Source organism: Agrobacterium burrii (assembly GCF_017313405.1).
Classification (GTDB): domain Bacteria; phylum Pseudomonadota; class Alphaproteobacteria; order Rhizobiales; family Rhizobiaceae; genus Agrobacterium; species Agrobacterium burrii.
In genome coordinates, this window is the sequence record NZ_JAFLNA010000002.1 from 279,152 (window position 1) to 302,630 (window position 23,479).

Here is a 23,479-nt window from a genome sequence, read left to right on the forward strand (position 1 = left end):
GGGGCTTTTTGTTTAGGCGGCCTTCCTGATGGAACTTCGCACATCGGCGAAAATCTCCACGGAGCGCAGCCGTTTGTCGATGTCATGGATCGGCATCGATACGATCAGTTCGTCTGCCTGCGTTTCGGCAAGGAAACCACCGAGATGGCGCTCGATCGTTTCGGGGGAGCCAACTGCGGCGAAACGCAATGTGTGCTCCACCGAGAAACGCTCCATTTCATTCCAGTAATCATCCATGCTGTGCACCGGCTTCGGGAACGGAGTGCGCACGTTGCGGCGCAGATTGACGAATTGCTGCTGCGACGAGGTGAAGAGATGTTGCGCTTCCTCGTCCGTCTCAGCGCCGACACCCATCACACCCACCATGACATAGGGCTTGTCCAGCACCTCGGACGGCTGGAAGCGCTCGCGATAGATATGGATCGCTTCCATCAGCATGTCAGGGGCAAAATGAGATGCAAAGGAATAGGGCAGGCCAAGTGCCGCGGCGAGATGCGCGCTGTAGGTGCTGGAGCCGAGCAGCCACAGTGGCACGTTGGAATTCATGCCCGGCACGGCGAGGATCGCCTGATCCTGCTGCGGCGGGCCGAGGTAACGCTGCAGTTCTATGATGTCCTGCGGGAAGTTTTCCGCACCGGCATCGAGATTGCGACGCAACGCGCGTGCCGTGCGCATATCGGTTCCGGGTGCACGGCCAAGGCCAAGATCGACCCGGCCGGGCAGCAGCGCTGCAAGCGTGCCGAACTGCTCGGCAATCACGAGAGGTGAGTGGTTGGGCAGCATGATGCCGCCGGAGCCGACACGAATGTGTTTCGTGGCTGCCCCCACATGGGCGATGACGAGCGATGTCGCAGCACTGGCAATACCCGGCATGCCGTGATGTTCCGCCAGCCAGACGCGGTTATAGCCGTGGTCTTCGGCCTTGATTGCCATGCGGCGGGAATTTTCAAGCGCCTCACTGACGCTCTCGCCTTCGCCGATGGGCGAAAGGTCGAGAATGGAAAAGGGGATCATCCGACGCTCCTGCGTAAATTCAAATCTTTGCTGCGGATGTAAGGCGCGTGTCCCGATTTACCATAGAAGTCGCATAGAATTGATGGATGGTTCAAAAAAATTGGGGCCTCCGAAGAAGCCCCTTACTCAGCCGGCCCGCCGGAATTGACGGGTTTTGCCGTGTGCCGCCGCTTGCCCGTCAGTGGCCAGCACGAATTGTCCGAGCCTGCCGTCCATCTCGCCCGCTTCGGAAGCGAGGTTATGAATGGCGGCCGTTGTTTCCTCCACCATGGCGGCATTTTGCTGGGTCATGGTGTCGAGGCTGGTGACGGTGCCATTGATCTCCGCAAGCGTTTGCGCTTCCTCGCGGGTCGATTCCATGATCTCCTCGATGCGGGAACTGATTGTCTGTACATGCTTGCCGATGCCGGTGAGTGACGCGCCCGCCTTTTCGACTAACACAACACCTGCGGAAACCTCGTCGGTGGAGCGTTTCAGCAGGCTGGAGATTTCCTTGGCGGCGGCGGCCGAACGCTGTGCCAGTTCGCGGACTTCCTGCGCCACGACGGCAAAACCCCTGCCGGCGTCGCCAGCGCGGGCGGCTTCCACACCCGCATTCAATGCGAGAAGGTTGGTCTGGAAGGCAATTTCATCGATGACGCCGATGATCTGGTTGATCTGGCGCGATGAGGTCTGGATCGCCTCCATGGCGGCGATGGTCTGCGCCATCACACGGCTGGATGCCGTCGCCTCCGTGCTGGCGTCATGGGCGATCCGCGTTGCCTGTTCGGCACGTTCGATCTGGTCGCGGACGGCCTCTGTGATGGCCTTGATGGCGCTTGCAGTCTCGGTAATGGAGGCCGCCTGCCGCTCGGTGCGCTCCGCCAGCTGGTCGGCACCCACTCGCATTTCTTCGGAGCCGCCACGAACGGCTGTGGAATTGCCACCGATGGCCTGCATGGTTTCGCTCAGCCGGGCAAGCGCCGTATTGAAGTTGTGGCGCAGGCTTTCGAGATCGTCGGGGAACACGGTGTCGATACGATAGGCAAGATTGCCATTCGCCAGCCGGTCCAGACCTTCGTCCAGAGACTGCACGACCATCTGCAGGGTTCCGGCTTCGGCTTCGCGCTGCGCAAGATGCGCGCGGCGTGCGGTTTCGGCTTCCTCCCGGGTCCGCGATGCGGTCTCTTCCATCTCCCGCTGCAGAATAAGCTTTTCACGGAAACTGCCGAGCGCCCGCGCCATGCGGCCGATCTCATCCTTCCTGTCCTGATTGCCGATTTCCGCATCAAGACGACCTGCTGCCACCTCGCCGGTCAGCCCGGCGAGCTTTTCCAGCGGGGCGAACAGGCGGCGCGCGAAAAAGGCCGTCGCCGCGCACATGGCGGCCAGAACGCAAAGGCCGATCACGGCAAGTGTGCCGGCAATCGAGATGGAACCCGCGTTCAACTCGCTGCGCAACATGCTTTCGACGGCGAGATATTTTTCACCTGCAAAGGAGAAGGGACGGGCATAGGCATTAGCCTCACCATCCGGGCGGTCGATTTTGGCAATCGTCATGCCGGTGGCGTTCAGCGCCTGTCCATGGAAACCGTAGATTGCCGGGTCGAGACCGATGAGCTTTTCGCCCTGCTCGCCCAAAACCTTGCCATCGGCCGAGATGATTGCCGATTGTTCGGAGCTGCCGGCCGCGATGCCCTTTGCGAGTATCTGGCTGAACACGTCTTCCTTGACGCGGAAGAGGACGATACCCTTGAAGGCACCGAATTTAACGACCGGAACGCCGAAATAAATACCGGCCTCTTTTGTTGCTGTGTCGATCCGCAAGCCGGAGAAACTGGTTTGCGCCATGTCGTTGACGGCTTTTTCGGCATTCGCGGTGCCGCGTGCAAATGCCGCGCCGAGGCCGCTTTCCGTCCAGACGCCGCCGGTCACGGTTTCCGCAAAGGCCGCTCCCTTCAGATAAGAGTAATAGACCGTGCCGGCCGGATCGATGAAGAGGATGTCGCTGAACGGCGTTCCCTGCAGATATCCGCCGATATCCGTCTGGGTCTTTTCATGGGTCGAATAATAAAAGCCGCTTGGGCTTTCCGGCTTGATCAGCTTTTCCTTTTCACCAAAGGTATTTTCCTTGACGAAGACACGCTGCAGTTCCGCCTTCGCGTCACCGGAATTCTTTTGTACGGTTGCCCAACCGCTGCGCATGGAAACAACAGCCATTTGCAGTGCTTCGATCTTGGCGATGGAGTCCGCCTGCGTCTTCAGCTGTTCAAGGCGTTCCTGAAGCATGTCGCCGCGGAAGACGAGAATGCTTTCCATGGATTTCGACGCCTGTTCTTCGAGAACGCCGCTGCTGCTTTGATAACCGAGAAGGGTCAGAGCCCCGGTGGAGATCGCCATCAGCGCCAGGAAAATCACCAGCACTTTGGTGGATATGGAATGAAAACGATTCAGCATGGCCGAAGCAGCCCCCAATGCCGGATCAGTTCCCGCGCCATGCATGAATGGCGCCATCGGACGGCTGATATGGCGAACATATTGTGCTGCGGATCATCATGTCCGCAGCTCCCCTTTTGTTGGTTTTGTGGGGGAACAATGCGGTACGCGGTTTAAGCAGAGGTAAATGCTGCATTGCAAATTTGATCAATGTTGTCGTTTTGTTCACTTATCGCTGGCAGGGTCACCACCGGAAAGATAAGGTAACTCATGCAAAAGACGATTCGAATCATCGGCATCGATCCCGGACTGCGGCGCACCGGCTGGGGTGTGATCGACACCCTCGGCAACAGCCTGCGGTTCGTCGCTTCCGGCACGGTAACCTCGGATGGCGATATGGATCTCGCCTCCCGCCTCTGCCAGCTGCATGACGGGCTGGCAGAAATCGTGCACAGCCACCAGCCCGATGAGGCCGCGGTGGAGCAGACTTTCGTGAACAAGGATGCCGTGGCTACGCTAAAACTTGGCCAGGCGCGTGGCATTGCCATGCTGGTGCCGGCACGGGCGGGATTGCCGGTTTTCGAATATGCGCCGAATGCGGTCAAGAAAGCCGTCATTGGCGTCGGGCATGGTGAAAAGCAGCAAATTCACATGATGCTGAAAATCCTGATGCCGAAGGCCGAATTCAAGGGTAACGATGCGGCGGACGCGCTCGCCATCGCCATCTGCCACGCCCATAATCGCGGCGGTGACAGGATGCGGCGGCTCCTGGCGGCCGGTTGAATATAGATCTCATTGAGCGGGCGGCATCATGATCGGAAAATTGAAGGGCAGCATCGAGGAAATCGGCGCGGATTACGTGCTGGTGGACGTGCATGGCGTCTGTTACGTCGCCTATTGTTCGGCGCGCACACTGTCGAAAATCGGTTCCGCCGGAGAGGCGGTGGTGCTGTTCATCGAAACCTACGTGCGCGAGGACCAGTTGAAGCTGTTCGGCTTTCTCTCCGCACTGGAGCGGGAGTGGTTCAACCTGCTGCAGAGCGTGCAGGGGGTTGGCTCGAAAGTGGCGCTGGCCGTCTTGTCCACCCTGTCGCCTTCCGAGCTCGCAAATGCCATTGCGCTTCAGGACAAGGTGATGATTTCGCGTGCGCCCGGTGTGGGGCCGAAAGTGGCGGTTCGTCTTGTGACTGAACTTCGCAACAAGGCGCCCGCTTTCGCCGGGGATGCTTCGGCGTCCATCGGGCTGAAGCAGGAACTTGGGGAGGGCGTCGCCTCCGCGCCGGTGGCCGATGCGGTCTCGGCGCTCACCAATCTCGGCTATTCACGAGACCAGGCCGCCAATGCAGTTGCCGCCGCGCTGAAGAATGGCGGGGAGGGCGGCGATAGCGCCAAGCTGATCCGGCTGGGGCTGAAGGAACTTTCGCGGTAAGAACGGCTTGGCAAGCGGGCGTGTAGCCCAGGCCTATCCTGAATTTCGTGAAGCGCCTTGTTGCGATACTCATGATATAGCGGCGGCGGTTACCTGATGAATTCGGCTATAACAATGGAATGCCCTGAATGAGCGATGCGGAGAGACTGATTACCCCGGAAAAGCGCGGTGAGGATATCGACACCACGCTGCGTCCGCAGTCGCTGGACGATTTTACCGGCCAGGCAGAAGCCCGCGCCAATCTCAAGGTATTTATTGAAGCCGCCAAGAACCGGGGCGAGGCGCTCGATCACGTGCTGTTCGTCGGTCCGCCCGGTCTCGGCAAGACGACGCTGGCGCAGATCATGGCCAAGGAGCTTGGCGTCAACTTCAAGTCCACGTCAGGGCCGGTCATTGCCAAGGCAGGCGATCTTGCCGCACTTCTCACCAATCTCGAGGAGCGCGACGTTCTTTTCATCGATGAAATCCACCGTCTAAACCCTGCTGTGGAGGAAATCCTCTATCCGGCCATGGAGGATTTCCAGCTCGACCTCATCATCGGCGAGGGGCCGGCGGCGCGTTCGGTGAAGATCGATCTGTCCAAATTCACCCTTGTTGCCGCCACTACCCGCCTTGGCCTGCTGACGACACCGCTGCGCGACCGTTTCGGCATTCCTGTCCGGTTGGCCTTCTACACGGTCGATGAGCTGGAACTGATCGTCCGGCGTGGTGCGCGGCTGATGGGGCTGAATATGACCGATGGCGGTGCGCGGGAAATTGCAAGACGCGGGCGCGGCACGCCACGCATTGCCGGACGGTTGTTGCGCCGCGTGCGCGATTTCGCCGAGGTGGCGCGGGCAGAAGCTGTTACACGCGAGATTGCCGACGAGGCTTTGACGCGGTTGCTGGTCGACAATATGGGCCTCGACCAACTGGACATGCGGTATCTGACCATGATCGCCGTCAATTTCGGCGGCGGCCCGGTCGGCATCGAAACTATCGCAGCTGGCCTTTCTGAGCCGCGCGATGCCATCGAGGACATCATCGAGCCCTATATGATCCAGCAGGGTTTCATCCAGCGCACACCGCGCGGGCGCATTCTGACCGCAACCGCCTGGAAACATCTCGGCATGCAGCCGCCGAAGGATCTCGAGGCCGCGCAGTTCCGGCTGACGCTGGAAGACGATTGAGGGAACAAGCCCGGCATGCCGGCATTTGATCGTCTTTGGTAAGGAGATGATGATGTCGGCATTTCGCATAGGAACGACAGTTCGCTGGAACTGGGGCCGTGGGACAGGCGAAGGTAAGATTGCCGAGACCTTCACTGATGACGTCGAGCGCGTAATCGCCGGCTCCAGGATCAAGCGGAAGGCGAGCAAGGACGAACCCGCTTTTCTGATCGAGCAGGAAGACGGCGCAAAGGTTCTGAAAAGCCGATCGGAGCTTGAGCGGGCCGATTGAAGGACGCCGTCAATCGGCGACAAGGGAGGGACGCTGATGGCTTACGATCCGCTGCGGGTTTTCTGCAAACTCGCACGTAACAACCGGCTGGCCAATTTCCGGCTTCATCAGGCTTGCTTCGGACTTTCGCAGGAAGCGTTGATCGCACCCCGTGTCAGTTTCTTCCCGACGCTGAGGGCAACGCTGAACCACATCTACATCGTAGACCGCTTTTATATCGATGCCCTGCAAGGCGGGACGCTCGGTCCGGCCGCCTTTGCGCAAGTGGAGCCCTTCGCCACGGTGGCGGAACTGCGCATTGCCCAGGCGGAGCTTGATGAAACGCTGATCGCATTTGTCGATGGTTTGGATGAAGACGGCCTCGCCACCTCCGTTAATATCCATCGTGGCGCACGCATCCAGCAGGATCGGTGCGATGATGTCCTCTCTCATCTTTTTCAGCACCAGACGCATCATCGCGGACAGGCGCATGCGATGTTGTCCGGCACCGGGATCAAACCGCCTCAGCTCGACGAATTCATTGTGGGAGACGATGCGAAGGCAAGAAAAGACGAAATGGATGCGTTAGGATGGACGGAAACCGATTTGATGTTTCCAGCCGGCAGGTCCAGATAATGACGCATGACAGCAAAAGCCAAGACACCCGCATCCGCATGAAGTTCAAGCCGAAGCGCATCTTCCAGATGCGCGTTGCGGGACTTGCGTTTCGCGATGGCCATGTGCTGGTGCATCGCGCATCGCACGAAAAATTCTGGACCTTTCCGGGTGGTCGTGCCGAGATGGGCGAGCGTTCTGACGAAACGCTTGCGCGCGAAATGGTTGAAGAGCTAGGCGTCGAGGCCAAGGTCGGGCGGCTTCTCTGGGCGGTTGAGAATTTCTTCCATTATGAAGGCAGGGACTGGCACGAACTCGGTTTTTACTACCTGATGGAACTGCCGGAGACACTGGCCTTTCATCCGACCGACATTATTCACCGCGTTCAGGATGGCGACAATGAACTGGAATTCCGCTGGGTCGCGGCAACCCGTGAGGCATTGACGGAACTCGATATTCCGCCCTATTTCATCGCCGACGAAATCGAGCACCTGCCGCAGACCACGAGACATCTCGTCTGGCATGACGGCGATCTGGATGACAAATGACTTCTGCCTCTGAACGCCACATGATCCGGCTGGACCGGAAGCCGCAGCTTTTCAGCATGCGCGTGGCGGCACTGATTTTCCAGAATGATCATGTTCTCGTTCAGCGCGGTGCTGGCGACAGCTATTGGGCCTTGCCGGGCGGACGGGCGGAAATCGGCGAAAGCTCGCAAGAAACCATCATCCGCGAAATCGGCGAGGAACTTGAGCGGGACTGTTCAGTCGAGCGTCTTTTGTGGTCCGTCGAGAATTTTTTCACCTATGGTGATTACGCAGCGCATGAGCTGGGATTTTATTATCTGATTTCGCTTCGCCAGCCTTTGCCGTTCCACGGGAGCGACATCGTGCATCGGGTGCTGGATGGCGTCGAAGTGGAGTTCCGCTGGCTTGCCGCCAAGCCCGCCGCCTTGCTGGAAAATGATCTCCGACCTCGGTTTATCGCAGAACGTATCGAGGGGCTGCCGCCGCGCCACGAGCATCTTATTATCCGCGAAGGCGATATCGACACGGACGAATTTACCAGGGAGACATTATGAGCGAGCTTGTGGTTTCGCTTTCCGGCGAACTCATCGAACATGGGCACCGCCTGACGCAGCGGGTCTATTATGAGGACACGGATTTCTCCGGTCTCGTTTATCATGCGCGTTATCTGCATTTCCTCGAGCGCGGACGCACCGATTACCTGCGTTGCCTCGGTTGTGAGCAAAGCACGCTGCTGACCGCTGACGAGGAAGGTCTGGTCTTCGTCGTTCATCGCATGGAGATCGATTTCAAGACCCCGGCGCGCATGGACGACGTGTTGACGATCACCACCGTGACCGAAAAGGCCGGCGGCGCGAAAATGGTGCTCAATCAGGAAATCCGGCGTGGCGAAACGCTGCTGGTCGCCGCCAAGGTCATCATCGCCGTCATCAATGCCAATGGCCGGCCAAGGCGTCTTCCGGAGACGGTGGCGGAAAAATTCCTGAAGTAATTGAGGGGCCGGTCCAGTAAATCCATGCAGCGTGGCGCGGTTGTAACACTCCTTTAACCATAATGGTGTCTTACTTTAGCAACTGGCATTTGTGCGGCGCACGCCTTCCTTTCACCAAATTTATTGGCAAGTAAGGCTTACTGGCAAGTATCGGGGTATGGCAAAGGGGTTGACGGCTGCGGCCGCATGACTTCGAGCGTTAACACGCGTTTGAATCGCCCGGTCCCGTACCGGGCGTTTGGATTCGGGGATTGGATATTTATGGAACAGGCAGGTTTGGCAGCGGCGACGCACGATGTAAGTCTCTGGGCACTGTTTATGCAGGCGGGCCTCATCGTGAAGCTCGTGATGATCGGACTGATCGCCGCCTCGGTCTGGACGTGGGCGATCGTCTTCGACAAATATGTGAGCTTCGGCAAGGCAAAGCGCCAGTTCGACCAGTTCGAACAGGTGTTCTGGTCGGGCCAGTCGCTTGAGGAGCTTTATCGCACGCTGGCGGAACGCCAGAATGGCGGTCTTGCGGCAATTTTCGTTTCCGCCATGCGGGAATGGAAAAAATCATTCGAACGCGGCGCGCGTTCGCCCATCGGTCTGCAGATGCGCATCGACCGGGCGATGGACGTGACGATTGCGCGTGAAGGCGAACAATACGAGGCCCGCCTCGGTTCGCTGGCGACCATCGGTTCGGCAGGCCCCTTCATCGGTCTCTTCGGTACGGTTGTGGGTATCATGACCTCGTTCCAGGCGATTGCCGGTTCGAAGTCCACCAACCTTGCGGTTGTGGCGCCCGGTATCGCTGAAGCGCTTCTCGCAACGGCCATCGGCCTTGTCGCGGCTATTCCGGCGGTTATCGCCTATAATAAGTTCACGGCCGATGCGCATAAGCTTTCCGCCCGCATGGAAGGTTTCGCCGACGAGTTCTCCGCGATCCTGTCGCGCCAGATCGATGAAAAACTTCAGACACGGCAGGCCGCCCAGTAAGCGGCCGCGCAACTTGCATGCCGTGCAGTAATTTGCCGCAAGGCAAAATGGAGTAAATAGTATGGGTATGTCAGCAGGTGGCAGCGGTGGCGGTTCCGGTGGACGCCGGGGTGGGCGCGGCGGACGGCGCAAAGGCGGCGCGATCAGCGAGATCAACGTGACGCCGCTGGTCGACGTCATGCTCGTGCTGCTCATCATCTTCATGGTGGCGGCACCGATGATGACGGTCGGCGTGCCGATCGATCTGCCGCAGACATCCGCCAATGCGCTGAATTCGGACACGCAGCCGATCACGATTTCCGTCAATGCCAATGGCCAGATCCATTTGCAGGAGACCGAAATTCAGGCGGCCGAGGTGGCCGACAAGCTGCAGGCAATCGCCACGACAGGTTATAACGAACGTATCTTCGTGCGCGCGGATTCCGTTGCCGCTTATGGCGTCGTCGCCGATGTGATGGCGCGTATCCAGGCGGCGGGCTTCAAGAATATCGGCCTTGTGACCCAGCAGAAACAGGACAATTGACGTAAAACGATGAAGGGCAGCATCACCACATCCGCGATCGTGCATGCGTCGCTTCTGGCTTTCGCCCTGGTTTCCCTGGGCTCGCCGGAGCCCCTTGACGTGTCGCAGGCCGAGGCCTTGCCGGTGGAACTGGTGCCCATCGAGGAATTGACGCAGATCCAGCAGGGCGACAAGAACGCGCCGAAAGCTGAAAAATCGGCTCCTGTTCCGACTACACGTCCTGACATCGTCGAAAACGCCCAGAATATCGGCAATAACACGGCCGATATCGAAGCGCCGCCGACGCCGACGACCAAGCCGAATGACAATATGGCCGCCGCTGCTCCGCCCAAGCAGGAAAAGCCGCAGCCGGTCGTCGATACCAAGGCGAATGAAGTAAAGGAAATCGTCAAGGAAGAAACCTCGGCTCCGAAGCCGCAGGAAATGGCCGCCTTGCCGCAGACCAAGCCGGAAATTACGCCGCAGCCGAAGACGGAACCGCCGCCGCAGGAAACCAAGGCGGAAGAACCGCCGCCGGCCACGCAGGAGCCGGCCGAGATTCCCGTGCCGCAGAACGTGCCGCGCCCGAATTCCCGCCCCGAACCGCCAAAGCCGGAAGAGCCGAAGCAGGCAGAAACCAAGCCTGCCGAGCAGAAGCCTGCTGAAAAACCGGCCGAGACCAAGCCCGATCAGGCAAAGTCCACCGACAAACCTTCCGACAAGAAGCCGGGCGAGAAGAAGCAGGAAACTGCGAAATCCGCCTCATCCAAGGAAAGTGATTTCAACGCCGACGACGTTGCCGCCCTGTTGAACAAGCAGGCGCCTTCCGGTGGCGGAGCGAAGCGGTCGACGCAAACCGCTTCGCTTGGTGGCAAGAAAACGACGGGCGGTTCTACGCTCAGCCAGACGGAAATGGATGCGCTGCGTGGTGCAATCCAGAAGAACTGGCAGATCATTCCCGGCATGGCGGATGCCTCGGACGTTCGCGTTCGGGTCACCATGAAGCTCGACCGTGATGGAACCATCATCGGTCGGCCCGAGATCGAGGCGACGGGTGGTTCCGAAGGAACGCGCCGTGCTCTTTCCGGCGGAGCTTATCGCGCCATCATGCGTTCTGCTCCGTTCACGAACCTTCCTGCCGACAAATATGACGCATGGAACGAAGTCGTTGTGAACTTCGATCCCAGTGAATTGCTATGAATGCTGAAAGGCCTGGCAACATGAAGATATTTTCGCCGATCCGGCTGGTGCTCGCTGTTGCGGCCCTCATGTCGGTTTTCTCCGCACCGGCTTTTGCGCGGGTGGAAATCAACATCAACAAGGGTAACGTCGAGCCCTTGCCCATCGCCATTACCGATTTCATATCCGGAGATGGCATCGGTGCGCAGGTTTCCGCGGTGATCGCGGCCGACTTGCAGCGCTCCGGCCTGTTCACACCGGTCAACAAGAGCGCCTTTATCGAAAAGATCACCAATCCGGATCAGCAGCCGCGTTTCGAGGACTGGAAGGTCATCAATGCACAGGCGCTTGTGACTGGCCGTGTAACGCGTGAAAGCGATGGTCGTCTGCGTGCCGAATTCCGTCTCTGGGATTCGTTCGAGGGCAAGCAGATCGCGGGCCAGCAATTCTTCACCCAGCCGGAAAACTGGCGGCGTGTCGCTCATATCATCGCGGATGCGATCTATGAAAGCATTACCGGTGAAAAGGGTTATTTCGACACCCGCGTCGTTTTCGTCTCCGAAAGCGGCCCGAAGACGGCCCGTAAGCGCCAGCTGTCAATCATGGATCAGGACGGTTTCAACGTCCGCAACCTCACCAATTCGAACGACATCGTTCTGACGCCGCGTTTCTCGCCGAACCGCCAGGAAGTGACTTACATGTCCTTCGAAGGCCAGCAGCCGCGCGTTTACCTGCTGCAGCTGGAAACCGGACAGCGCGAAGTGGTCGGCAACTTCCCCGGCATGACGTTCTCGCCGCGCTTCTCGCCGGATGGACAGAAGGTCATCATGAGCCTGCAGCAGGATGGTAACGCCAATATCTACACCATGGATCTGCGCTCGCGCACCACGACCCGCCTGACGAACACGTCGGCGATCGATACGGCGCCGTCATTTTCGCCGGACGGCCAGCGCGTCGCCTTTGAAAGCGACCGTGGCGGTCGTCAGCAGATTTACGTGATGAATGCGGATGGTTCCGGCCAGCAGCGCCTTTCTTTCGGCGACGGTTCTTATTCCACCCCGGTATGGTCGCCGCGCGGCGATCTGATCGCCTTCACCAAGCAGTCGGGCGGCAAGTTCTCGATCGGTGTGATGAAGACCGACGGTTCGGGTGAGCGCATTCTGACCAGCGGTTTCCACAATGAAGGCCCCACCTGGGCGCCGAACGGCCGCGTGCTGATGTTCTTCCGCCAGAACGCTGGTGCCGGCGGCCCGCAGCTCTATTCGATCGATCTGACGGGCTACAATGAACAGCTCATCAAGACGCCGACCTTTGCTTCAGACCCGGCATGGTCGCCGCTTCTGGACTGATATTGACTGCCATGACGGCGCCGGCAACTCCGGCGCCGTCATGTTTTACGCATGCCACACGGGAAAATGCCTCTTTCTTGCCGCAAAGTGTTGTGAGGGAGCAAAAAAGTGGGACGTTTCCTTTCTGTTAACCATAAGCGTTTGCCGGCTATTAACCGCGATCAGTTAGTGTCCGGCAACGTTATTGAAATTTCCAAGGAGAGACCGGCGATGAGCCGTACAAACATTTCGGCACTCAGCCCGATGCAGAAACTGGCCCGTAACCCGGCTGTTATCGCCATGACTCTCGCGCTTGCTCTCGCAGGCTGCGCGAAGAAGAACATGCCGAACAACGCCGGTGAACTCGGTCTCGGTGGCGCGGGTTCCGCAACGCCGGGCTCCCAGCAGGACTTCACGGTCAATGTCGGCGACCGCATCTTCTTCGATACGGACTCGACCTCGATCCGCGCCGACGCGCAGCAGACCCTGCAGCGCCAGGCACAGTGGCTTGCCCGTTACCCCAACTACGCGATCACGGTCGAAGGCCATGCCGACGAACGCGGTACGCGCGAATACAACCTGGCGCTCGGCGCCCGTCGTGCCGCTTCGACCCGTGACTTCCTGGCTTCCCAGGGCGTTCCGGCTAACCGCATGAAGACGATCTCCTACGGCAAGGAAAAGCCGGTCGCAGTTTGCGACGACATTTCCTGCTGGTCGCAGAACCGCCGCGCCGTGACGGTTCTCGGTGGCGCGGGCATGTGATTGCCTGACGTTATTGTGATCTCGAATGGAAGGCGGTCTTCGGGCCGCCTTTCGTTTTTTTCATAGTTTGGCCGAAGTTAAGTTGCTTTTTTGGTTGATATGGAAAAAATCCGGCTTGCATCATTCCGGTGCAAATCAGTTAAGGCAGGACGAATGAGATGAAGAAACTTGTCGTGGCGGGAATGCTGGGGCTTGCAGCCTGCACCGGTCTGAGCGGCATCGCCGTTTCGGGTCCGCTGTTCGGTGCGGGGGGTAGCTTCGGCACGATCAACTCTCAGCAGGCTCCGATTGTGCGGGTTCAGGCCAACGAAGCCTATAAGGTTCAACAGCTTGAAGAACAGATCCGGCAGCTCAACGGCCGTATCGAAGAAATGAGCTTCCAGCTTCTGCAGATGCAGGAAACGATCCGCAAGGCGCAGGAAGATAACGAATTCCGCTTCCAGGAACTGGAAAGCGGCAATGCCGGCGGCAAAAGCGCAAGCCCGACGGCGCCGAAAAAGAAGGCGGAGGCCAGTCCGGTAAGTCCGGCCACGCCGCCGACCGACGACGTTGCAACGATCATCGAAACGCCACCCCAGGGTGGCGCTTCCGTTTCTCCGTCTGCCCCGACAAATGCACCGGGAGAGACCACGCTCGGTTCCATCGAGCTTGATTCCAAGGGAATGCCTGTCGGTGGTACGCTTAATCAGGGCGCCAACAATTCTTCCGGCAACCTTCCCGGTGTGACGACCGGCAATACGCCGCGCAAGACGACCGATCCGGTCAATACGGCGGCGCTGACCAGCGAAAGCGATATCTATCAGGCCGCTTATGGCCATGTTCTTTCCGGCGATTACCGGCTGGCGGAGCAGGGTTTCCAGCAGTACCTGCAGGGTTACCCCAAAGGCACCAAGGCCGCGGATGCAAGCTTCTGGCTGGGCGAGGCGCAATATTCACAGGGCAAGTTCAACGAGGCGGCGAAAACCTTCCTCAACGGCCATCAGACCTATGGCAAATCTCCGAAAGCCCCGGAAATGCTGATGAAGCTCGGCATGTCGCTTGCAGCTCTCGACAATACCGAAACCGCCTGCGCCACGTTGCGTGAGGTGCCTAAGCGTTATCCCACTGCGTCGAAGACCGTGCTGAACAAGGTTGCGAGCGAACAGAAGCGACTGAGCTGCTGATTTTTCTCCTGCCATGATGGCGGTCTTTCCATGCCGATTGATGCCCGCATTCTGAGCGAAAAGGCAGTTCCGCCGCTTGCGGCGGCAAGGTTGTTCGTCGAAAATCTGCGCAAACCCGCCCATATCCTCGTCGCAATCTCCGGCGGCAGTGATTCCACCGGCCTGTTGCTGGCATTGCATGAAGCAACAATGGAGGCGGGCGGCGACGGAATGCGACTTTCCGCCGTCACGGTCGACCATGCGTTGAGAGCGGAATCCGCCGACGAAGCCCGCAAGGTTGCCGCGCTTTGCGCCGAGCTGGGCATCCCTCATGCCACACGCCGATGGGATGGCAACAAGCCGGCCTCTGGTATCTCCGAAGCATCCCGCCTTGCCCGCTATCGCCTGATTGCCGAGGTCGCCCAAGAGGGCGGCGCCGATCTCGTCGTGACGGGGCATACGATTGGCGACCAGCGGGAAACCGTGGCGATGCGAGCTGCCCGAAGCGGCGGTGCAGACAATCTCGGCCTCTCGGGCATGGCAGATGCTGTTCTATACGATGGGCGTCACTGGATCATGCGGCCATTTCTCTCGTGTGAGAGACAGGCGATCCGCGATTTCGTATCATCCCGCTCGCGGGGCTGGTTTGATGATCCGAGCAACGAGAATACAAAATATGAGCGCGTGCGCGTTCGGCAAGCGCTTCCTGATTCTCAGGTGCCGCCTGATGTGGAGGCCGCCGCCAAAAGGCAGGCGCTTTCTGAAAAAAGCGCCGATTTCCTGCGTGGGCACGCGCATGTCTTTCATGCCGCGGTCGCCAGATTGCCGGTGGACAACAAACTGGCCGATCATCCTGAATTCCGGCACGGGCTGGCAGCGCTCATCGCCACGCTTGGCGGGAGGGCCTATTTTCCGGCCGGGAGCAGCAAGGGGCGGGTTCTACAATTTCTCAAAACCGGTGAAAACGGTCGGATGACGGTCGGCCGCGTCCTGCTCGATCGTCGGCGGGATGGGCTTTATATTTTCCGCGAGCAGCGAAACTTGCCGGAGCTTTGTCTCGAGGTTTCCGAGCAGGGGCTGTGGGATGATCGTTTTTTTGTGAAGAACGGATCTACATTTCCAATCTGCGTTGCGGCAGGCAGAGTGGGTGATGCTGCGGAAGCGGCCAGGCTTTTTCCGTCGGTGCCGCCCGGAGTAGCAAAATCGGCGATGGCGGGCCTGCCGCAAATCGCCGCAGCCGTTGCCGGGGCGACCTCCCTTGCGGGGGGCGTCGAGATTACGCCAAGGCTTGCACCGTTTGATCTTTTCCTGCCGCGTTTCGACCTTGAGTTGGCGAATGCAATCGCTGTTTTATTCGGTCGCGCCGCATATCCACAGCCCCCGGTTTAAATCCCGCCTCTTTTTCGTGAATTGCCATGGAATACTTTTTACACCAAAACGCATCAGATAACGCCGTTCGCCTTGGCAACGGCAAATGTCGTCCTTATGTTAGGGGCACATAATAGCGGGCAGCAGACATGTCCGTGTGAGTTCGGGGAGTTCGATGAACCCAAATTTCAGAAATTTCGCCTTGTGGGCCGTGATCGCTCTCCTGCTGATCGCGTTGTTCAGCATGTTCCAGACGTCGCCGACGCAAACGGGTTCGCGGGAAATTCCGTATTCCCAGTTTATTCGCGATGTGGATTCCGGGCGAGTTCGCGACGTGACCGTCACCGGTAACCGGGTTCTCGGAACCTATACCGAAAACGGCACGGCCTTTCAGACCTATTCCCCCGTGATCGATGACAGTCTGATGGAGCGCTTGCAGAGCAAGAACGTCACCATTGTGGCTCGTCCCGAAAGCGACGGTTCCTCCGGCTTCCTGAGCTATCTCGGCACGCTTTTGCCGATGTTCCTCATCCTTGGCGTCTGGCTGTTCTTCATGCGGCAGATGCAGGGCGGCTCGCGCGGGGCTATGGGCTTTGGCAAGTCCAAGGCCAAGCTCCTGACGGAAGCCCATGGCCGCGTGACGTTTGACGATGTTGCCGGTGTGGACGAAGCCAAGCAGGACCTAGAGGAAATCGTTGAATTCCTGCGCGATCCGCAGAAGTTCCAGCGCCTCGGCGGCAAAATCCCGCGCGGTGTGCTGCTTGTCGGTCCGCCCGGTACGGGTAAGACGCTTCTGGCGCGTTCGGTTGCCGGTGAGGCCAATGTGCCGTTCTTCACGATTTCCGGTTCGGACTTCGTGGAAATGTTCGTCGGCGTCGGCGCAAGCCGCGTCCGTGACATGTTCGAACAGGCCAAGAAGAACGCACCCTGCATCATCTTCATCGACGAAATCGACGCTGTCGGCCGCCATCGTGGCGCCGGTCTTGGCGGCGGTAACGATGAGCGCGAACAGACGCTGAACCAGCTGCTGGTCGAGATGGATGGTTTCGAGGCGAATGAGGGCATCATCCTTATCGCCGCCACCAACCGTCCTGATGTTCTTGACCCTGCACTTCTGCGTCCCGGCCGTTTCGACCGTCAGGTCGTCGTGCCGAACCCGGATATTGTCGGCCGCGAGCGCATCCTCAAAGTGCATGTTCGCAACGTGCCGCTGGCTCCGAATGTCGATCTCAAGGTTCTGGCCCGTGGCACGCCCGGTTTTTCGGGCGCGGACCTGATGAACCTCGTCAACGAAGCCGCCCTGATGGCCGCCCGCCGCAACAAGCGTGTGGTTACCATGCAGGAGTTCGAAGACGCCAAGGACAAGATCATGATGGGTGCGGAACGCCGCTCCTCTGCCATGACCGAGGCTGAAAAGAAGCTGACCGCCTATCATGAGGCAGGCCATGCGATTACCGCGCTGAAGGTTGCCGTGGCTGATCCGTTGCACAAGGCAACGATCATTCCCCGTGGTCGTGCGCTCGGCATGGTGATGCAGCTGCCGGAAGGCGACCGCTATTCCATGAGCTACAAGTGGATGGTGTCGCGCCTCGTGATCATGATGGGTGGCCGCGTTGCCGAGGAACTGACCTTCGGCAAGGAAAACATCACATCGGGTGCGTCTTCGGATATCGAGCAGGCCACGAAGCTTGCCCGCGCCATGGTGACGCAATGGGGCTTTTCGGACGCTCTCGGGCAGGTGGCCTATGGTGAAAACCAGCAGGAAGTGTTCCTTGGCCATTCGGTTTCGCAGTCGAAGAACGTCTCCGAGGCGACTGCCCAGACGATCGACACCGAAGTTCGCCGTCTGATCGAAGAGGCTTACACCGAGGCAAGACGCATTCTGACGGATAATCACGATGGCTTCGTTGCGATTGCCGAGGGTCTTCTCGAATATGAGACCCTGACGGGTGAGGAGATCAAGGCGTTGCTGAGGGGCGAGAAGCCCGCGCGCGATCTGGGTGACGATTCTCCGGGTAGCCGTGGTTCGGCGGTGCCGAAAGCCGGCGCCAAGAAAGACGGCCCAAGTGAAGTGAAGGGTGATGGCGAAGCCAAGGGCGACGGCGAAGCCGAAGGCGGCATGGAGCCGCAGCCGCATTGATCGCTTGCACAAGTTGACCTGTTGTAAAAGGCCATCCGGTTTTCCGGGTGGCCTTTTCAGTTTGGTAACAAGATATAAGCCATTTTTGCGGTAATTTACGTGCTGTTTATCGTGGTTTGTGGCATCTAGCCAGAACGCTTCCGGCTGTTTTCAGCTTTGCCGGAATGCTCGAAAGATTTGGAGTTCAAATGGCACGCCGTTATTTCGGAACCGATGGTATCCGCGGACAATCGAACGTCTTCCCCATGACGCCGGATCTGGCGATGCGTGTGGGCATTGCGGTCGGTACGATCTTCCGCCGGGGCCATCATCGCCATCGCGTCGTCATCGGCAAGGATACGCGCCTTTCGGGCTATATGCTGGAAAACGCGCTGGTTGCCGGTTTCACCGCAGCCGGCCTCGATGTTTTCCTGCTCGGACCTATTCCGACGCCCGCCGTCGCCATGCTCACCCGGTCGCTGCGCGCCGATATCGGCGTGATGATCTCGGCGTCGCATAATCCCTTCTCTGACAATGGCATCAAGCTGTTCGGACCGGACGGATACAAGCTTTCCGACGAGCTGGAGCTGGAGATCGAAGATCTTCTCGATAAGGATATTTACGCGCAGCTGGCAAAGCCCAGCGAGATCGGCCGCGCCAAGCGCGTGGATGGCGACATCTACCGCTATATCGAATTCGTCAAACGCACTTTGCCGCGCGATGTGACGCTGAGCGGCCTGCGGATCGCCATCGACTGTGCCAATGGCGCGGCTTACAAGGTGGCTCCCGCGGCCCTCTGGGAACTGGGTGCCGAAGTCGTCACCATCGGCAACGAGCCGAACGGCGTCAATATCAATCTCGAATGCGGCTCCACCCACCCGGAAGCCCTGCAGAAAAAGGTGCATGAAGTGCGCGCCGATATCGGCATTGCGCTCGATGGCGATGCCGACCGCGTCATCATTGTTGACGAACGCGGTGAGATCGTCGATGGCGACCAGCTCATGGCGACGATCGCTGACAGCTGGGCCGCCGACAACATGCTGCGCGGCGGCGGCATTGTCGCGACCGTCATGTCCAATCTCGGTCTGGAACGTTTTCTTGGCGATCAAGGCCTCACCCTTGCCCGCACGAAGGTCGGTGACCGTTATGTCGTCGAACATATGCGCAACCACAATTTCAACGTCGGCGGTGAGCAGTCCGGCCATATCGTATTGTCGGATTATGGCACGACCGGTGATGGTCTCGTCGCGGCATTGCAGGTTCTCGCCAAGGTCAAGCGTTCGGGCCGTACGGTCAGTGAGGTTTGCCGCAAGTTTGAGCCGGTGCCGCAGCTTTTGAAGAATGTGCGTATTTCCGGTGGCAAGCCGCTGGAAAACCCGATCGTGCTGCAGGCAATTGCGGATGCGGAAAGTGCGCTGGCCGATAATGGCCGCCTCGTCATCCGGCCCTCCGGCACCGAGCCGCTGATCCGCGTCATGGCGGAGGGCGACGACAGCGCTAAGGTGGAGAAGATCGTCAATGATCTGGTCGGCGTTATCTCCAGCGCCCGCTCTGCCGCGTGAGTTATCGCGACAGTAACGAAAGACAAAAGCCGGCCTTCCAGCCGGCTTTTTCTTTGAGTGTTTGCTAATAAATATAGTGAATGATCGTGGTTAATCGGGACTTAACCATTTTACGCCACTCTCCAGAACTGAACAGTTCACTGGCAGCTGCCGCAACGCACGTGCCTCTTCTGGAGTGGAAGTCATGAAAAACGCCCTGGCCGGATTTCTGGCCGTTCTGCTGACCGGCACAAGCGCCGTCGGCGCCGACCTATATCAAGCCGAACCAGCACCCGCCTATGTCGATGCCCCTGAAGTCGCGATCACCCAGTCGAGCGGCTGGTATCTGCGCGGCGACGTCGGCTATTCCTTCAATAAACTGCGCGGCGCCAATTATTATCAGGGCGGACCGGGCGGCTATCTGCAGGATTTCGATACGGCTGATATCAAGGATAGTTATGTCATTGGCGCCGGTGTCGGTTATCAGTTCAACAACTATTTCCGCAGCGACGTGACCTTCGACTATATGGGAAAATCGGATTTCCGCGGTTCCACGAGCGGTTTCTGCGGCTCCGTTCCTGGTCGCTGTGTTTCGGCTGATCTGAGCTCGCTGAGAGCCTATACGCTGATGGCCAACGCCTATGTCGATCTCGGCACCTATGGCCGCGTCACCCCTTATGTCGGCGGTGGTATTGGTGGCTCCTACGTCAAGTGGGATAAGCTGCGCAACACATCGTGCAGCGTTAATGGCCTCGGCTGCGACCCGACCACCGAGCACGGTGGCAAGGGTAAGTGGCGCTTCGCTTACGCCCTGATGGCAGGTGCGTCGATCGACGTCACCTGTAACCTGAAGGCCGATATCGGCTACCGTTTCCGCCATATCAACAAGGGCGACATGTTCGGTTATGAGAACGGTGGCGGCCCCGGCCGCGACAAGGGTCTCTATTCGCATGAAGTGCGCGTCGGTGGCCGTTATGTCTTCAACGGTTGCGATACGGCGCAATACATGCCGCCTGCCGATATTCCGCTGCAGCCTGCCGTTTATAAATAAACGTCACGCCAGACTGGTAGTTTCAAACCGTCCGCATCCTTCGGGTGCGGGCGGTTTTGTTTTGGCGGCAGCTGACACGGTGCGTGACGCATATGGACTAAAATTCCCATGCGCAGCGACATATTCCGCTTGACTGAGACCGACGACAGGAATAGCAACGACGGCAGGACACCTCTCCCTAACGAGAGGCGCCTATCTGAAAGGGTAGTCAAATGACAGATATAGTGAAGCCGGACCTCCGTCCGGGCAATGCGCATTTTTCTTCTGGTCCCTGCTCGAAGCGTCCCGGTTGGTCGCTAGATGCTCTCTCCGATGCACCGCTCGGTCGCTCGCATCGCGCCAAGGTTGGCAAAGCCAAGCTGAAGCAGGCCATCGATCTCACCCGTGAAATTCTAAATGTTCCTGCCGATTATCGCATCGGCATCGTTCCTGCATCCGACACTGGCGCTGTTGAAATGGCGCTCTGGTCGCTGCTCGGTGAACGTGGCGTCGATATGCTGGCCTGGGAAAGCTTCGGCGCCGGCTGGGTCACCGATGTGGTCAAGCAGCTGAAGCTGAAGGACGTTCGCAAGTTCGAGGCCGATTACGGCCTACTGCCGAATCTTGCCGAGGTCGATTTCGACCGTGACGTGGTTTTCACCTGGAACGGCACCACCTCGGGCGTCCGCGTTCCAAACGCCGATTTCATCCCTGCCGACCGCAAGGGCTTGACCATCTGCGACGCCACCTCGGCGGCCTTTGCGCAGGACATGGATTTCACGAAACTCGACGTCGTCACCTTCTCCTGGCAGAAGGTTCTGGGCGGTGAGGGCGGTCATGGCGTGATCATTCTGTCGCCGCGTGCTGTTGAACGCCTGCTGAGCTACTCGCCCGCATGGCCGCTGCCGAAAATCTTCCGCATGGTTTCCGGCGGCAAGCTGATCGAAGGCATCTTCACCGGCGAAACGATCAATACGCCCTCCATGCTCTGCGTTGAGGACTATATCGACGCACTGCTGTGGGCGAAGAACCTTGGTGGTCTGAAGGGCCTGATCGGCCGTGCCGATGCCAACGCCAGGGTCATCTATGACTTCATCGAGAAGAACAACTGGATCGCCAATCTAGCCGTCAAGCCGGAAACCCGCTCCAACACCTCCGTCTGCCTGAAGATCGTCGATCCCGAGGTACAGGCGCTGGATGCGGCAGCACAGGCCGACTTCGCCAAGGGCATCGTCGCCCTCCTCGAAAAGGAAAATGTCGCCCTCGATATCGGCGCTTACCGCGACGCACCGTCCGGTCTGCGCATCTGGGCCGGTGCGACCATCGAAACGGCGGATATGGAAGCCGTTATGCCCTGGCTCGCCTGGGCTTACCAGACGCAGAAGGCAGCACTTATCAAAGCTGCCGCCTGATTTTGATACCGGCCCTGCGCTGATGCAGGGCCGTGGATTTCCCGCTTTAAAACTGCACAATTTTCAAGGAGCCCGTGAACCATGGCACCTCGCGTACTTGTATCCGACGAACTGTCGGAAACCGCCGTCCAGATTTTCCGTGATCGTGGCGTCGAAGTTGATTTCCAGCCGAAGCTCGGCAAGGACAAGGACAAGCTTGCCGAAATCATCGGCAATTACGATGGCTTGGCCATCCGTTCCGCCACGAAGGCGACCGAAAAGCTGATCGAGGCCGCGACCAACCTCAAGGTCATCGGCCGCGCCGGCATCGGTGTGGACAATGTCGATATTCCGGCCGCCTCGCGCCGCGGTATCATCGTCATGAACACGCCGTTCGGCAACTCCATCACCACGGCGGAACATGCGATTGCGCTGATGTTCGCGGTCGCTCGCCAGCTTCCTGCCGCTGACAGCTCCACGCAGGCTGGCAAGTGGGAAAAGTCGAAGTTCATGGGTGTCGAAATCACCGGCAAGACGCTCGGCGTCATCGGTGCCGGCAACATTGGCGGCATCGTCTGCGCACGCGCGCTTGGCCTCAAGATGCATGTTCTGGCCTATGACCCCTTCCTGTCGCCGGAGCGCGCGCAGGAAATGGGCGTGACCAAGGTCGAGCTGGACGAGCTTCTAGCGCAGGCCGATTTCATCACCCTGCATGTGCCGATGACCGACAAGACACGCGGTATTCTCGGTGCGGAAAACCTTGCAAAGACCAAGAAGGGCGTGCGTATCGTCAACTGCGCCCGTGGCGGTCTGGTGGATGAGGCGGCCCTTGCCGAAGCCATCAAGTCCGGACATGTCGCCGGCGCTGGCTTTGACGTGTTTGAAGTTGAGCCAGCCACTGCAAGCCCCTTGTTCGGCCTGCCGAACGTGGTCTGCACGCCGCATCTCGGTGCCTCGACGACGGAAGCGCAGGAAAACGTGGCGCTTCAGGTTGCCGAGCAGATGTCGGATTACCTCGTCAAGGGCGCCGTTTCCAACGCCATCAACATGCCGTCCATCACGGCTGATGAAGCGCCGCGCCTGAAGCCCTTCATTCGTCTCGCGGATGTTCTAGGCTCCTTCGTCGGCCAGGTGCAGGAAAGCGCCACCAAGGAAATCGAAATCCTTTATGATGGCGCAACCGCCAACATGAACACCAAGGCGCTGACCAGCGCGTTGCTTGCCGGCCTGATCCGCAGCCAGGTTGCAGATGTGAACATGGTTTCAGCGCCGGTCATGATCAAGGAAAAGGGCATTATCCTTTCCGAGGTCAAGCGTGACAAGACCGGCGTTTACGACGGTTACATCAAAGTGACGGTCAAGACGGAAAACCAGATCCGCTCGGTTGCGGGCACGGTGTTCTCGGATGGCAAGCCGCGCTTCATCCAGATCAAGAACATCAACATGGATGCCGATGTCGGATCGCACATGATCTACATCACCAACACTGACGTTCCCGGCATGATCGGCTTCATGGGCACCACGCTCGGCGAGGCTGGCGTCAACATCGCCAACTTCCAGCTCGGCCGTGAAAAGGAAGCCGGTGACGCCATCGCGCTGCTTTACGTCGATGGTCCGATTTCCGAAACCGTGCTGGACAAGCTGCGCGCCAACCCGGCAATCCGCCAGGTCAAGCCGCTGACTTTCAACGTCGACTGATACACTTGTCGTTCCTCCCAAGGGGACA

General features: G+C 59.0%; 22 protein-coding genes. 20 read left to right on the forward strand and 2 right to left on the reverse strand.

The window, feature by feature from the left end:
- Positions 1-12 precede the first annotated feature (12 nt).
- Together JZX89_RS04810 and JZX89_RS04815 are read right to left on the reverse strand one after the other, a co-directional pair.
- Entirely contained in the window at positions 13-1,014 is a 1,002-nt protein-coding gene (locus JZX89_RS04810; RefSeq protein ID WP_207133259.1) for an LLM class flavin-dependent oxidoreductase, read from the reverse strand.
- Between the two features lie 126 nt (positions 1,015-1,140).
- Entirely contained in the window at positions 1,141-3,450 is a 2,310-nt protein-coding gene (locus JZX89_RS04815) for a methyl-accepting chemotaxis protein (RefSeq protein ID WP_207133260.1), read from the reverse strand.
- Between the two features lie 249 nt (positions 3,451-3,699).
- On the opposite strand from JZX89_RS04815, the gene ruvC reads away from it, so the two are divergent.
- From ruvC to serA, 20 genes are all read left to right on the forward strand, one after another.
- Positions 3,700-4,212: a crossover junction endodeoxyribonuclease RuvC gene (ruvC, locus tag JZX89_RS04820; protein ID WP_004445748.1), complete on the forward strand. Its 513-nt coding sequence runs from the start codon at positions 3,700-3,702 to the stop codon at positions 4,210-4,212.
- Between the two features lie 28 nt (positions 4,213-4,240).
- Entirely contained in the window at positions 4,241-4,858 is a 618-nt protein-coding gene (gene ruvA / locus JZX89_RS04825; RefSeq protein WP_149899499.1) for a Holliday junction branch migration protein RuvA, read from the forward strand.
- A gap of 128 nt (positions 4,859-4,986) precedes the next feature.
- The gene (ruvB, locus tag JZX89_RS04830) at positions 4,987-6,027 is read left to right on the forward strand and encodes a Holliday junction branch migration DNA helicase RuvB (RefSeq protein WP_207133261.1); all 1,041 of its coding nucleotides are present in this window, start codon (positions 4,987-4,989) and stop codon (positions 6,025-6,027) included.
- A gap of 52 nt (positions 6,028-6,079) precedes the next feature.
- Positions 6,080-6,298, forward strand: coding sequence for a hypervirulence associated TUDOR domain-containing protein (locus JZX89_RS04835; RefSeq protein ID WP_207133262.1), 219 nt, complete (start codon positions 6,080-6,082; stop codon positions 6,296-6,298).
- A gap of 36 nt (positions 6,299-6,334) precedes the next feature.
- Entirely contained in the window at positions 6,335-6,913 is a 579-nt protein-coding gene (locus tag JZX89_RS04840; RefSeq protein WP_207133263.1) for a DinB family protein, read from the forward strand.
- Positions 6,913-7,440 (forward strand): NUDIX hydrolase, encoded by a 528-nt coding sequence (locus JZX89_RS04845; protein WP_174373855.1) that lies wholly within the window; start codon positions 6,913-6,915, stop codon positions 7,438-7,440. The genes JZX89_RS04840 and JZX89_RS04845 overlap by 1 nt, the downstream gene beginning before the upstream one ends.
- A complete protein-coding gene (locus JZX89_RS04850; protein WP_207133264.1) occupies positions 7,437-7,973 on the forward strand; it encodes an NUDIX hydrolase in 537 nt (178 codons plus the stop codon). Before JZX89_RS04845 ends, JZX89_RS04850 begins: the two co-directional genes overlap by 4 nt.
- Positions 7,970-8,410, forward strand: coding sequence for a tol-pal system-associated acyl-CoA thioesterase (gene ybgC, locus JZX89_RS04855; protein ID WP_174373853.1), 441 nt, complete (start codon positions 7,970-7,972; stop codon positions 8,408-8,410). Before JZX89_RS04850 ends, ybgC begins: the two co-directional genes overlap by 4 nt.
- Positions 8,411-8,671: 261 nt before the next feature.
- A complete protein-coding gene (gene tolQ / locus JZX89_RS04860; RefSeq protein ID WP_003497570.1) occupies positions 8,672-9,391 on the forward strand; it encodes a protein TolQ in 720 nt (239 codons plus the stop codon).
- Positions 9,392-9,452: 61 nt separating this feature from the next.
- Positions 9,453-9,914, forward strand: a complete 462-nt coding sequence (gene tolR, locus JZX89_RS04865; RefSeq protein ID WP_003506238.1) for a protein TolR — start codon at positions 9,453-9,455, stop codon at positions 9,912-9,914.
- Positions 9,915-9,923: 9 nt separating this feature from the next.
- Positions 9,924-11,093 (forward strand): cell envelope integrity protein TolA, encoded by a 1,170-nt coding sequence (gene tolA / locus JZX89_RS04870; RefSeq protein WP_149899494.1) that lies wholly within the window; start codon positions 9,924-9,926, stop codon positions 11,091-11,093.
- Positions 11,094-11,113: 20 nt separating this feature from the next.
- A complete protein-coding gene (gene tolB / locus JZX89_RS04875; protein ID WP_149899493.1) occupies positions 11,114-12,421 on the forward strand; it encodes a Tol-Pal system beta propeller repeat protein TolB in 1,308 nt (435 codons plus the stop codon).
- 210 nt (positions 12,422-12,631) lie between these two features.
- A complete protein-coding gene (pal, locus tag JZX89_RS04880; protein ID WP_153514433.1) occupies positions 12,632-13,162 on the forward strand; it encodes a peptidoglycan-associated lipoprotein Pal in 531 nt (176 codons plus the stop codon).
- 158 nt (positions 13,163-13,320) lie between these two features.
- Entirely contained in the window at positions 13,321-14,325 is a 1,005-nt protein-coding gene (gene ybgF / locus JZX89_RS04885; protein ID WP_207133265.1) for a tol-pal system protein YbgF, read from the forward strand.
- Positions 14,326-14,355: 30 nt separating this feature from the next.
- Positions 14,356-15,693, forward strand: coding sequence for a tRNA lysidine(34) synthetase TilS (tilS, locus tag JZX89_RS04890; protein ID WP_207133266.1), 1,338 nt, complete (start codon positions 14,356-14,358; stop codon positions 15,691-15,693).
- Between the two features lie 154 nt (positions 15,694-15,847).
- Positions 15,848-17,812: an ATP-dependent zinc metalloprotease FtsH gene (gene ftsH / locus JZX89_RS04895; protein ID WP_149899490.1), complete on the forward strand. Its 1,965-nt coding sequence runs from the start codon at positions 15,848-15,850 to the stop codon at positions 17,810-17,812.
- 188 nt (positions 17,813-18,000) lie between these two features.
- The gene (gene glmM / locus JZX89_RS04900; RefSeq protein WP_149899489.1) at positions 18,001-19,353 is read left to right on the forward strand and encodes a phosphoglucosamine mutase; all 1,353 of its coding nucleotides are present in this window, start codon (positions 18,001-18,003) and stop codon (positions 19,351-19,353) included.
- A 184-nt stretch (positions 19,354-19,537) separates the two neighbouring features.
- Positions 19,538-20,383, forward strand: coding sequence for an outer membrane protein (locus JZX89_RS04905; protein WP_149899488.1), 846 nt, complete (start codon positions 19,538-19,540; stop codon positions 20,381-20,383).
- Positions 20,384-20,595: 212 nt separating this feature from the next.
- Positions 20,596-21,774, forward strand: a complete 1,179-nt coding sequence (locus JZX89_RS04910; protein ID WP_207133267.1) for a phosphoserine transaminase — start codon at positions 20,596-20,598, stop codon at positions 21,772-21,774.
- An 81-nt stretch (positions 21,775-21,855) separates the two neighbouring features.
- Positions 21,856-23,451, forward strand: coding sequence for a phosphoglycerate dehydrogenase (gene serA, locus JZX89_RS04915; protein ID WP_207133268.1), 1,596 nt, complete (start codon positions 21,856-21,858; stop codon positions 23,449-23,451).
- Positions 23,452-23,479 lie beyond the last annotated feature (28 nt).